This is a genomic window from Listeria sp. MAN/IMW/UF464, assembly GCF_058683955.1.
The window spans coordinates 430,671-443,150 of record NZ_JBZWZP010000003.1 but is presented as its reverse complement, the minus strand read 5'-3'; the positions used below and the strand labels follow the sequence as shown (position 1 = coordinate 443,150).

The window sequence follows — 12,480 nt, the reverse complement described above, 5'->3', positions numbered from 1 at the left end:
TAAATGTTAAACTCCCTTGCGCAGCCTTTATTTAAGGTGCGCAAGTATTTCTTCGTCTAATTCTTCCATACCCATACCAGTGATATAAGAAGTTGCAATAATAGCTGGGATTTTGTAAGTTGTTGGTAAAATAGTTGTTGATACGATTAAATCTGCTCCGTCTTGCATGGATGCTGCTTCTGAGATTTTAATTTGTTTTACCTCTGCATCCACATTGTTTTCTTTTACCAAACGTTCTACTCTGTCCGTTACTACTGTTGATGTTGCAATTCCTGCTCCACAAGCTACCAAAATTTTAAATTGTCCCATGATAAATTCCTCCTAATTAATTGCTGCGATTTCCCGCGGCTAATTTTCCTGTTTTTTTAAACGGTAATTGTTTCTAAAATTTGTTTTACTTCGTCTTCATCTTTCGCTCTGAGTAATGCGGCTACATTGTCTTTATCCTGAATCGTCCCCATCAATTGCTGAAGTACCGCGAGCTGGCTGTGAGGTTCATTTAGTCCGAGTACGAAAATCAAATTCGCTTCAACCGTTTGACCAGCATCTTCCATTAATTTAAATGGAATGCCATCTTTCACAGTGATTACGGCGATAAATTGTTCCGTAACGCATTCTGGATCCGTGTGCGGTAATGCCACGCCGTATCCATCTAATTTTAGCCCCGTTGGAAAGGTTTGTTCACGGTCTGTTAGTCTTGTTAAAAAGTCATCCGTTACATACCCTTCAGACTTTCCACTTTCTGCGACCATTTGGAATAGGTCCTCTTGTTTCTCGATATCCGATTGAACCCAAACCATTCCTTTTTTCAAAAATTGTACTAAATCCATTACGAAATCCTCCTGTAATTCTTTCTGACTTCTCTACATTGTCTTTTTTGTTTCCAAGTCCGTGAAGTTTTTAATTATTTGGTGCATTTCTTCTGTGTTTCTGGCATCCGCAAGTTTTTTCAGTTCTTTTTTGTTCTCCGATAATTCCATCAATTGCAGTAAAGCTGTGAAGTGAGCGTTTTTATCTACGGCTGCAATGACAACGATAAAATGTAGCTCTTTACCGCCTTCAAGGGGCAGGCCTTCTTCTAGATAAAGCAAGCTCATTCCGAGGCTATTTACTCCTTTTTCCGTTTCAGCATGAGGGATAGCTATCGTATTACGGAGAATGATGTTCATAATCGGTGCCGGATATTGCCGTTTCATTTCATCCACGTAGGCTGGCTCAACCACTCCCGCGGAAAGTAACGGTAAAGCCGCATGATAAATTGCTTCATGCCAGTCTTTTACTGATTTCTTGCGTGTGATTCGCGTTACTTCAAGCAAATCTGCGAGTGAGCTTTTACCTTCGTGTTTCGATGTGTTTTCTTCTGGAACTGGCATTAAATAGTCTGCTAGCACTTTTTCAAGACGGGCAGCATCTTTAATATCAGCAAATTTGGAAATAGTTTTCATTAATTGATCGACGCTGATATTCACCTCATCCACTAAGTAAACCGACCGCATCACCCGGCGCCTAAGCTCGAGTCGCTCTTTTCCATCCATCAATTGATTAATTAGGAAAAATTTCTTATCGGTCGAAAGTGGCACTGCGGAAAATACAATGTCATAGCCTAACTTTGTTTGTTCAAATTCTCGAATCGACATCGCTTGATAGAAAAATATTTCCGGGAAAAGGCTTCGTAATGTTTTTTCCATCAATCTCGAAATCGACAATCCGTTCGGACAAACCACGACTGCTTTTAGTCTCGTTTGTAATTTCTCCGTGGATTCGATTAAATGTCCTCCAATGAAAAGGGTAATAAATATACTTTCATTTTCAGGAACTTTGCTACCAATAAAACGTTCTAATGGTGCTAACGACTCTTTCACGATGTAATGCACGGCTTGGAATTCTTGATCAATCTTGTCTAAAATGCTGTAATCTGTTGTAAGATGATACTTAATCCGATAATACGCAGGTTTAATATGTGCAAATAATTTTTCAAGTAACGATTCTTTGTCTACTAGTTGAATACAAGCCTTTTTCTCAAATTCACTTAGAACTTGTTCCAGTGCCAGCCTTAACTTGTGCGTTTCCTCCGATTTCAAATATTGTTTCGGAAGTACATTGGAAGTTAAAAGTTGTAATGTGATGTACATTCGCTCTGCTTCTGGCATATTCGGCTCTTCTTCAATAAAAATCTCTGCTGCTCCGTATTCCCGAGTATCTGACAATTCATTGTAGTCAATCAGGAAAGATGTCGTAATTGTTTGCCCCTTCTTCATCCGCCGAAAAACAGCTTCTAAAATGTAAGGCAGTATTTGCATTTTATTGTCAATAAAATGCAAATTCAGATGATGCTCGACTTGTTCCAATTTTTCCCGAAGCTCTTTAATTCTCGCTTCGTCCACTTGCATAAAATCCTGTAAATACTCTTCGCCGCCAAAACTTTCTATGATGTGTTCTGCCGCATAAATGAGTGCTGTCCGCTGATTCCATTCATCCCCGTCAATTAAATAGCCACGCATCCGCGAATATTTAACTTCGAGGTTGAATTTTTCAAGTGTCTTTTGTACCAGCTTCAAGTCTCGTAATACGGTGTTCTTGCTCACCTCCAGCTCGCTTATAAAGTGATTAAGGGATAACTCTTCACTTCCTGTTGTTAGCATGAGGATGATTAGACTGGCGCGTTCCTTTTCTGATGGGATGTACCAATCTGTTTTTTCGCCATCTTCCTCACCAATGATTTGAAACAGGTCAGGTTCTACGATAAATCGACCATTTGCGGCACGATGAATCTTCGGGTAAGTCTGTTCTTCTAGCCAGTTGTTAATTTTTTGGAAACTATAGTCGACTTGTCTTCGAGTTAAACCGAATTTGGCTTGTAAGTTTGTACTCGATGTGTCAGGATGTCGTAAAAGTTCTTTTAAAAGTGAATTACTTCTCTCATCCAAATACATGTCGTTCCCTCCTGTTCGTTTTAATTATAAATCTAATTCTAATAAAAATGTACACGCTTTCATCCCAATAACTTGCGGAAAGAATGTACATCATTGGGCTTTACTTGTGACTTTTTTAACAAGCCCGCTATTTATAAATGATTAATTATTGCCTTCAAAGCTTGCCCTATCATCTATTTGGCAAACTTTTTTATGACGTGCGAAATCTGCTTTGAAACAAAAATGAGAATCAAGTAATGGAGTTTTGCGAGGAGCTCTTTCTTCTTAATCATACAAAAGATGGTCTATTCTTTCTATACGTTTCGTAAAAAATAGCACAAAAAAAGACGCAAATGATAAATTTTACCATTTGCGTCATAATCCATAGCTTTATTTTCTTTTTTGTTTATCGACTCTGAGAATACTTTTATTGAAGTTTTTAAATGGTGCTGCGCGTTTCAATTTCATTTTAGGGAAAGATTTTAGCATTCTTCGCTCATTAAATTTAAGTTTACGCATACTAGCAGCAAGTTCTTTGTCTTGTTTTCTTTTTGCTTCCATTTCAGCAATTTTCATATCGACATTTTCTTGTTTTTTCAAAAGTCCTTCTTCAAATTCTTTCGCCCGTTCTTTTACGCTTGCTTTTAGTTCATTTGCTTGGGCAGTTAGTTTTTCATTAAATTCGGCAAGTGCTTTTTGGAATGATAGCATACTTGTGACAGATTTTATCGTATCAATAAGCATAAGAACCACGATGAGAGCAGGAATAATCCAGCCTCCCCAGCTTAAAACCCAGTCCGCGAATTCGGTGACAAGTGGATGCAAGAAGCGTACAACGATAATACAAGCAAATCCCCAAAAAATCGAAATCGGCAAGCAAATTCGACCTTTTACATTGAGCGGCCAATTATGATAATCCCACCACGTTGTATGGAACATTGCTTCCAAAATCGTTGCGGTTATGTATTCAATCACTGTACAAATAATCATCGAAAAAATGAATAAAGCCCATAAATTGTTTTGAAATGGTAAAATCATCATTAAAACAGTCGTTACCCCAAACCCGTAAATGGGACAATATGGTCCATAAAGAAAACCACGATACACTAACTTTTTCTCTGAAATCGAGCAAAAAACTTCCTCCCAAGCCCACCCTAAAACAGAATAAATAAAGAAATATAGAATAAACATATTAATGTCCATCTTTTCATCCCCTTTTTGTTTTCTTTTTCACAATCAATTTCATTATAACAGAAATAAGAACTTCTTAACTAAATTAGTCAAAAAGTTCCGCTTGTTTATATTTTGGCAACTTATTCTTCGCTTCTGAGTACGCATGCTGAATTAATGCGCGAATCAAGTCTTTATCTCGTTCTTCTTCCAATAAAACAGAAATCCAAACTCGTTTATTCATGTAATAACCGGAAACGATGGCTGGATTTTCTGCGCGAAGTTGCTCACTTTTTTCGGCATCGCACTTCAAGGTTAAAATGGGCTGTCCTTCTTTATTCGTTCCACGCATTGCCATTAGCTGATCCAAAACATGATAGCGCTCCGCTCCCCATTCTTCTTTAAAAGAATACTGGACTCCTTTAAGGCCACTGATTTCCTCCCGTACCCAAGCAAATTCATTAATCATTGTAAGCCCTCCATATTGTTATTTTAACAAAGCATGTTCGTTTTTCATTGTATATATGCGACATTTTGTTGCATTACATAAATCAGGAACTACTAAATTATTTCCCGGGAAATTTCTATCATCTGCACACTCGGTAGATATTCTTTATAGCCAGCACGCTTTGATGTAGCTACAATGGGATAAAACGTTTCTAGCTTTGCCATAAAGAAACCTCCTTTTTCTCATAGTACCACAAATTTTTATCTTCAATCATGCTTCTTTCTTTTATTTATGGGTATTAAGTAAATAAGAGGAAAACTTTTGAGAGGGTGATACAAAATGTCTGCTTACAAACGGATTCTTGTTGGTGTTGATGGATCAAACGAAGCGGAAGCCGCACTAAGACGAGCTGTTCAATTTGCCAAAATGGATGGTGCCACTCTCGGTATTGGTTTTGTTGCCGATGTACGCCGAATTGCACCACTAATTGATTATGAACAAACCTATGCAAAAAAAGCCAAAGCATACGGAGAAGAATTAGTTGAAATGTACAAAAAAGAGGCCGAAAAAGCTGGTGTCACGCATGTAGAAACTTTTGTTCACTTTGGTACACCAAAAACTACCTTTAATAAAAAAATAACGCGAAATTTTGAACCCGATTTAATTTTAGTTGGTGCAACTGGACTTTCAGCAACAGAGCAATTTATTCTTGGTAGTGTTTCTGAATATACGGCCGCTCATGCACCATGCGACGTAATTATTGTTCATGCAAAACCATGGCGTAACAGAAAGACTGTCGAAAAACTCTAATTCATGTATAATGAAGGTATTGATTATACGGCAGGAGGAGAAAAAATGACAGTTAGTAAAGTTGCCATTGCTTCAGACCATGGCGGAATTGAGTTACGCAAAAGTATTATTTCTTATCTTGAAAGCGTTGGAATTAGTTATGAAGAATTCGGACCCGAAGCACCAGAATCAGTGGATTACCCGGGGCTCGCAATTACGGTCAGTGAAAAAGTCGTGAATAATGAAGTCGACCGCGGGATTTTAGTTTGTGGCACAGGTATTGGTATGAGTATCGCAGCCAATAAAGTAAAAGGTATTCGTTGCGCACTTGTTGGCGATACATTTAGCGCCCATGCAACGCGCGAACATAATGATACAAATGTCCTTGCACTTGGAGCGAGAGTCATAGGTCCGGGACTAGCAGAAGATATTGTCAAAATTTGGTTAGAAACAGCGTATGAAGGCGGCAGACACGCAAATCGTGTTGGGCAAATCACAGCATACGAAGATAGCCACGCTTAAAATAATAATAACGACCAAGTCTAATTTTATAGGCTTGGTCTTTTTTTATGTCCACTTTATTAATAGTTCACAAATAGTAATTTATTCCCGTTTTGCTAGCATAAATGAGGATATTTACACATTGTAAACAAGAACGTTTGTTCGTATAATATATTTAAGTAACAGCTAATTATTTGAAAATATTGGAGGTGTCATCATATGAGCTATCAAGATCGCGGCATGAAGAAATGGGGCGGTTTTTTATTAAGCGAGCATACAGAAGCAATGCAAGACGCTGAACCAACTTTAGTATGGAAAGAAGCTATGACTACAGAATTTATCGAAAGCGTGCTAGCTAGCGCGATGACACATCAGTCTACGCTTGTTATCCAGAAAAAGCCATTAAACCCAGAATCTGCTCCTGAAAATGATATTATTGGTCGTATTTCAGGCGTGGAGAACAACACCATTTACATTAAAAACTCTGAGGGCACTGTCCCGCTTTCCTTCTCTGCTATTCGAAACGTAGAAGAAAGGAGTGTCGACAAATGGTACAAGTAGAAGATTATAGCCGTGCGCCGCGCCGTGATATTTTGTGCATCGATATTAAATCGTTTTTTCGCCTCGGTTGAGTGTGTTAAACGTCGGCTGAATCCACTTGAAGCTTATTTAGTAGTAATGAGTAACGCCGACCGGGCTGGTGGCCTTGTTTTAGCTGCAACGCCAAAAATGAAACAAGAACACCACATTAAAACTGGCTCAAGAATGTATGAACTCCCGACTTGGGATAAGCGCATTATTATCGCACCACCGCGAATGAAACTATATTTAAAAGTAAACGCAATGATTCAAGCTATTTTCAGACGTTATGTTCCCGCTGAGTTTATTCATGTTTATAGTATTGATGAATGTTTTTTAGACATCACCGGATCGCACCTGTTATTCGGTAGCACGGAAGAAATTGTTCGCAAAATCCAGCGTGATATTTTAGAGGAATTGCGGCTGTATGTCACGGTTGGTATTGGCGACAACCCTCTTCTTGCCAAACTCGCGCTCGATAATGTGGCCAAAAACCGGGATGACGGCATCGCTGAATGGCGCTATGAAGATGTTCCCGAGACCATTTGGAAAATCAGACATTTGGATGATGTATGCGGGATTGGTCGGAGGACTGCCATTCGACTACAAAAAATGGGGATTTTCAATATGTATCAACTCAGTCAAACTCCGCCGCAAGTATTAAAAAACGTAATGGGAGTTGTTGGTGAACAGCTTTACTATCACGCACACGGAATTGATTACAGCCTTTTAAACGAAAAATATGTTCCTGTTAGTAAAAGCTACGGAAAAAGCCAAATCCTTGAAAAAGACTATCATGTGCCGGCCGAAGTAGAGATTGTCATCCGCGAAATGGTCGAGGAAGTAGCAATGCGTTTGCGCCAAAACCATGTGGATACGGAGGTTATTCATTTAAGTATCGGCTACAGTAAATACAGCATAAAAAAAGGATTCAGCCATCAAGCTAAAATCCCTTCTACCAGTAGTAGTCATGCTCTTATTCCTTATTTCCTGCAACTATTCAGACGTTATGATGAACGAGAACCCGTGCGCTCCATTGCGATTTCGTGTGGTAAACTCACTTTAAAAACCGGGCTGCAACTCAATCTATTTGAAGATGCCACCCGCACATTAAATCACGAGCAATTAGAAGTAACTGTCGATAAAATTCGCACTCGCTATGGTTTTAAATCACTTATGCATGCGAGCAGTTTACTAAATGGAGCGACTGGATTAAAACGTTCTGAAATGGTTGGTGGTCACAAAGGTTAACTTATTCTGGTTTCACGCGGAACAAGAAATCCTCTACCATTGTTGTAAATATTTTTGGTTGTTCAATTTGTAAATTATGTCCCGCAAAGTCAAGAATAGCAAAAGAAGCATGTGGATATTTTTCAAGCAATGTAAGCCCGTCTGCGTATCCCACGTGATCATCTTGACGGCCAAACAAGAATAATCCCGGTACATCGAATTGCGTTTTTTCATCTGGATCAAAGCTAAGCGCATAATTCGCGGATAATCGGTCTAAAAATTCTCCATCTGCATTAATCATTCCCGCCATCACTTCCGCCAAGAAACGATTCCAGTTTCTTGCTGTTAAAATAACGCCACTTTTTGAAAAGTACGCTCGGTCTTCTTTGGATAGCGACCGTACAAACGTATCATCTTGGTACATGACTTTTTGTTCGGGTAAAGTTCTTCTTTCCTTTTCAGGATAAATGACTGGACAAATAAGTAAGACTCCAAGTACTCTATCTGGCATTTTCGCTGCGATTCCGCGAGCTAAATAACCACCATACGATTCTCCGGCGAGTACAAATTGCTCGCCCGGAATTACAGCTTCAATAAATTCTAGTAAAAGAGTGAGTACATGGTCAGCATTTTGAATTGAGTCGTAATTCTCGGTTTTTCCCATTCCTGGTAAATCCAAATAAATGCGCGAGAATGGACTTTCCTTATCAAAGACTGGCTCCATACAACCAATCATCAGCTGCGAATCAGGTGCAAAGCCATGAATCATTATTATTGGTATTCCTTCACCATATTTTTCATAATAAACGTCTACGCTACGGATTGTTTTATGCATGTTAATTCCTCCTGGCGTTTATTTTTATCATAACATATTATTATTCTTCTGCCATCCGGTACCCAACCCCTACTTCTGTCAAAATATAGGCAGGTTCAGCAGGATTTTGTTCGATTTTACGCCTGATATTACTCATATTGACCCGAAGTGCTTGATTTTCACTTGAATAAGGTCCCCAAATTTCTCGGATAATAAAGTCATGCGTGAGGACTTTTCCAGCGTGACGTGCTAATAGGAGCAAAATTTTATATTCAATCGGCGTAAAGTGAATTTCCATGTCGCCCATTTTGACAAGTCGGCGGTCGTCATCAATATACAGGTCTTGAATGCGAATAATATGGTCATTTGGCGCTTCTTTACTGCTCGGTTGAATGTGTCTAAGGGCAGTTCGAATGCGTGCCAGTAGTTCCGATGTGCCGAATGGTTTCGTGATATAATCATCTGCGCCAAGGTCAAGTGCAGTTACTTTTTCTCGTTCATGATCGCGCGCGGATACGACAATAATCGGCACTTTTGACCAAACGCGAATATCCCGAAGCACGTCTAGTCCTTCCACATCTGGCAAACCTAGGTCAAGCAACACTACATCCGGCGAATGGCTAGCCGTCTGTTCTAGCGCTTCTTTGCCGTTCACTGCTTTAATCACCGCATAATCGCTCGCCGTCAAAACAGCTGAAATAAAATTGCTAATGCCTTCTTCATCTTCCACAATTAGCACAAGTCGTTTGCTGTTCATTTTCCATCTCCTCCGTCTAGTGGCAAAGTGAACCAGAATGTCGCCCCACCATATTCGTTGTTTTTCGCTTCTAAAGTCCCGTCATGCGCTCGAATAATCGACATACAAATCGATAAACCAAGTCCTAATCCGCGTGACATATCCGAACGTTCTCTCGCTTCCACAGCAAAAGTATCAAATAAATCTGGCAAGCGATTTTCTGGAATGCCTTTTCCGTTATCACGCACACTAAAAATCGCACTTTTCTTCGTTTTCGTCACGTTCACCCAAACTTCCGCATCAGATCCACCATGTCGCAACGCATTTTCCATTAAATTAATAAGGACTTGCTCAATTAACGTGCCATCCATCGGAACCATAAGAAGGTCGCGCGGTACTTTGACATGGATTGTTCGGTCTGCGAAACGTTTTTTGATTCGACCGACAGCCTCACCAACAATTTCTTCTACGGCTTCTGGAGCTCGTTCCAAACTCACCAATCCTTCACTAATTCTCGTCACAGAAAGTAAATTCTCAACCATCCGAATGAGCCAGCCAGAGTCATCTTTAATACCTTTAATTAAATTATGTTCCGTTTCTTTATCTAACTCAGTTTCTTTTTCAAGTAAGGCAGAACTTGCTCCAACAATACCAGTGAGCGGTGTTCTTAAATCATGCGAAATCGCCCGAAGTAAATTGCTTCTCATTTTTTCTTTTGCAGATTCGATGACGATTTGGCGTTGTTCTTCGGATAAATATTGCCGTTCTAGAGCTAGTGCCACTTGAGAGCTAATCATTCGTAAAAAGATCCGATTATCTTGTGTAAGTGGACCATCTTCTGGGGAGCAAGAAACGCCAATCACACCAAGCACTTTTCCTTGTGACATCACTGGCATATAATAACCAAATGCCCCCATTAGCGTATCCGTCCCAGCACCCGCCCGCTTTTTATTTTTAAATACCCAATGCGCGACAGCTTCTTCATCCGCACTAAGAAGCGCACTGGCATCTTCTTTTCCTTCTGCTTGTACGAAAATCCCTTTATTACTTTTAGCAGGATCCGCAGAATAAAAAATAACGGAGCGGCTAAATAAATGCAAAATATATTCGTTGGTTAAATCAATAATTCCTTTTAAATTGCGGGTAACTAATAGCCGCTTATTGATTTCATAAAGCACTTCGGTTCGACGTTCTCGCTCAACGGCTAGGCTAGCTTGCGTTTTAATTCGGACAGTTAGCGCACTCGTAATAAGAGCAACTAAAAGCATAATTCCAAACGTCACCGGATAGCCCGCTTGAATTGTATTAAACGTATAAAGTGGCGTCGTGAAAAAGAAATTAAATAACATAACGCCAATGATAGAACCCATAACGCCATAAACATAGCCACTTGTTACGCGAGAAATAATTAACACGGATAAAATATATACCATAATAACATTTTGATCACCAATGCCGAATTCACTTAAACCGACACAAATCGCCGTTGCCAATGCTAGCAGTAAAATCATTTTCGCCATATCATGCCAGGATAGAAAGCTTTTAAAACGTATTTTCATTCGACGTTTTTTAGTTTGCGGTTGGCTTGAGGGAATAATATGCATATCGACGTTATCAAGGTGCGTAATGAGACGATCCTCAAAATCCTCTTCAAATAAAGACCTTAAACCCATGCGGCGACGCGATTTCCCGACAACGATATTTGTCACACCAGTCAACCGGGCGTACTCAGCTACTGTTTCTGCAATGTCGTGTCCGGCAAGGGTAACAATTTCCGCGCCAAGTCGTTCAGCGAGTTCCATCGTTTCCCGCAAACATTTTTTCTCCGTTTTAGTCATGTAATCATTTTCTTCATTTTCAATATAAAGGGCAGTCCACGGTGCGCGGAAAGCCTCGGCAGTGCGCGCTGTCCAGCGAATGAGTTTTGCAGACGAAGGCGACGATCCAATACAGACTAGCCATTTACTACTCGCCCGTTTTTCTGGATAAATCCCTGTTTGATCGTATTCATGACTAATTCGATCGGCCGCTTTTCGCATCGCAATTTCACGTAAGAGTTTTAAATTTTCTCTAGTGAAAAAGTTCTGCATCGCTGTTTTTGCGCGCGCTGGTTGGTAAATTTTGCCTTGTTCTAGTCGTTTTAAAAGTTCATCGGGTTCAATATCAATTAACTTAACTCGGTCCGCCTCATCAAAAACATAGTCAGGAATCGTTTCGCGAACAGCTACTTTGGTGATGCCTTCTACAATATCATTTAAACTTTCAATATGTTGTACATTGACAGTCGTATACACATCAATTCCCGCTTGAAGCAATTCTTCCACATCTTGGAAACGTTTCTTATTGCGTACGCCTGATGCATTCGTATGTGCGAGTTCGTCTACCAAAATAAGTTCTGGTTTTCGTTTCAACGCTTCGTCCAAATCGAATTCTTTGAGCGCGATATTTTTATGATTGATTGCTTTAGGAGGGATAATCGGAATTCCTTCTAACATTCTCAGAGTTTCCTCACGGGCATGAGGTTCAATATAACCCGCCACGACATCCACACCTGCTGCTAATTGATCTTTGGCGTCACTTAACATGGCGTAAGTTTTCCCAACACCTGCTGCAAATCCAAAATATATTTTTAATTTACCTACTGATGAATCTGCTTCTTCTTGCAAATTCACGAGTAGCGCATCCGGACTTGGACGATTCGTCTCCATATGCTCGCCTCCAACTACTTACATTTTCAAACTATCTAATGCCACATTCACTTGTAATACGTTCACGGTCGGCTCACCCCAAAAACCTAACAATCGCTTGCTTGTGTTTTCAGCAATGATTTCTTTAACCACTTTGGTAGAAATTCCACGTTCCCTAGAAATTCGGTCTACTTGATAAGCCGCAGCTGCCTCTGAAATATCTGGATCTACTCTACTTGCTGATGCAGTTACAAGATCCATTGGAATAACACGGTTGTTAGCTGGATCTAGTTTGTGCCACCAAGTAATTCGTTTTTCTACTAATTGTTTTTGTTCTTCGCTAGTTGGGTTTAAATTAGTCGCCGCCCCGTCACTCGCAGCTCGCCCGATTAAGTATTCAGGCTGAGTAAATGTTTGGCCAATTTCGGTGGAACCATATTTTCCTGTTTCCCCGTCTGCTAACTTTCCTTCTATTATACTGCCATTTGCTTTGTCCTGGAAAGCTGCACCTGCAATAATTGTGACAACCCCTGGATAAATCACGCCACATACCAATGTTAAAAGTAGAAATCCCACTACTGCAGGCTTCCAAATTTGCATAAATCTTTTCATGT

Annotated in this window: 13 protein-coding genes and 1 pseudogene; 4 read left to right on the top strand and 10 right to left on the bottom strand. The window is 40.0% G+C overall.

What is annotated here, in order from left to right; all coding sequences use genetic code 11:
• Nucleotides 1-27 precede the first annotated feature (27 nt).
• From AC4PG0_RS12135 to AC4PG0_RS12110, 6 genes and pseudogenes are all read right to left on the bottom strand, one after another.
• On the bottom strand, nucleotides 28-309 hold the full coding sequence (locus tag AC4PG0_RS12135) for a PTS sugar transporter subunit IIB (protein WP_003722023.1): 282 nt from the start codon (nucleotides 307-309) through the stop codon (nucleotides 28-30).
• A 56-nt stretch (nucleotides 310-365) separates the two neighbouring features.
• A complete protein-coding gene (locus AC4PG0_RS12130; RefSeq protein ID WP_003724974.1) occupies nucleotides 366-830 on the bottom strand; it encodes a PTS sugar transporter subunit IIA in 465 nt (154 codons plus the stop codon).
• A 33-nt stretch (nucleotides 831-863) separates the two neighbouring features.
• Nucleotides 864-2,933 carry a BglG family transcription antiterminator gene (locus AC4PG0_RS12125; protein WP_033533579.1) on the bottom strand — a complete coding sequence of 690 codons (2,070 nt, stop codon included), beginning with the start codon at nucleotides 2,931-2,933 and terminating at the stop codon, nucleotides 864-866.
• Nucleotides 2,934-3,302: 369 nt separating this feature from the next.
• Nucleotides 3,303-4,115, bottom strand: coding sequence for a putative ABC transporter permease (locus AC4PG0_RS12120; protein WP_492167583.1), 813 nt, complete (start codon nucleotides 4,113-4,115; stop codon nucleotides 3,303-3,305).
• 73 nt (nucleotides 4,116-4,188) lie between these two features.
• Nucleotides 4,189-4,551 (bottom strand): MmcQ/YjbR family DNA-binding protein, encoded by a 363-nt coding sequence (locus AC4PG0_RS12115; protein ID WP_003772884.1) that lies wholly within the window; start codon nucleotides 4,549-4,551, stop codon nucleotides 4,189-4,191.
• Nucleotides 4,552-4,626: 75 nt separating this feature from the next.
• Nucleotides 4,627-4,754 (bottom strand): annotated as a pseudogene (locus AC4PG0_RS12110) (AraC family transcriptional regulator); the annotation flags it as partial.
• A gap of 115 nt (nucleotides 4,755-4,869) precedes the next feature.
• On the opposite strand from AC4PG0_RS12110, the gene AC4PG0_RS12105 reads away from it, so the two are divergent.
• From AC4PG0_RS12105 to AC4PG0_RS12090, 4 genes are all read left to right on the top strand, one after another.
• Nucleotides 4,870-5,340 carry a universal stress protein gene (locus AC4PG0_RS12105; protein WP_003739880.1) on the top strand — a complete coding sequence of 157 codons (471 nt, stop codon included), beginning with the start codon at nucleotides 4,870-4,872 and terminating at the stop codon, nucleotides 5,338-5,340.
• 45 nt (nucleotides 5,341-5,385) lie between these two features.
• Nucleotides 5,386-5,841 (top strand): ribose 5-phosphate isomerase B, encoded by a 456-nt coding sequence (gene rpiB / locus AC4PG0_RS12100; RefSeq protein ID WP_010991390.1) that lies wholly within the window; start codon nucleotides 5,386-5,388, stop codon nucleotides 5,839-5,841.
• Between the two features lie 198 nt (nucleotides 5,842-6,039).
• A complete protein-coding gene (locus AC4PG0_RS12095; RefSeq protein WP_003772882.1) occupies nucleotides 6,040-6,381 on the top strand; it encodes a hypothetical protein in 342 nt (113 codons plus the stop codon).
• Nucleotides 6,382-6,393: 12 nt separating this feature from the next.
• On the top strand, nucleotides 6,394-7,650 hold the full coding sequence (locus AC4PG0_RS12090) for a Y-family DNA polymerase (protein WP_492167582.1): 1,257 nt from the start codon (nucleotides 6,394-6,396) through the stop codon (nucleotides 7,648-7,650).
• 1 nt (nucleotide 7,651) lies between these two features.
• Here the strand turns inward: AC4PG0_RS12090 and AC4PG0_RS12085 are convergent, their stop codons facing one another.
• The 4 genes from AC4PG0_RS12085 to AC4PG0_RS12070 are packed head-to-tail and all read right to left on the bottom strand — an operon-like array spanning nucleotide 7,652 to nucleotide 12,478.
• The gene (locus tag AC4PG0_RS12085; protein WP_003772880.1) at nucleotides 7,652-8,464 is read right to left on the bottom strand and encodes an alpha/beta fold hydrolase; all 813 of its coding nucleotides are present in this window, start codon (nucleotides 8,462-8,464) and stop codon (nucleotides 7,652-7,654) included.
• Nucleotides 8,465-8,504: 40 nt separating this feature from the next.
• Nucleotides 8,505-9,200, bottom strand: a complete 696-nt coding sequence (locus tag AC4PG0_RS12080; protein WP_010991393.1) for a response regulator — start codon at nucleotides 9,198-9,200, stop codon at nucleotides 8,505-8,507.
• Nucleotides 9,197-11,887, bottom strand: a complete 2,691-nt coding sequence (locus AC4PG0_RS12075; RefSeq protein WP_492167581.1) for an ATP-binding protein — start codon at nucleotides 11,885-11,887, stop codon at nucleotides 9,197-9,199. The genes AC4PG0_RS12080 and AC4PG0_RS12075 overlap by 4 nt, the downstream gene beginning before the upstream one ends.
• 18 nt (nucleotides 11,888-11,905) lie before the next feature.
• A complete protein-coding gene (locus tag AC4PG0_RS12070; protein WP_492167580.1) occupies nucleotides 11,906-12,478 on the bottom strand; it encodes a potassium-transporting ATPase subunit C in 573 nt (190 codons plus the stop codon).
• Between the last annotated feature and the right edge of the window lie 2 nt (nucleotides 12,479-12,480).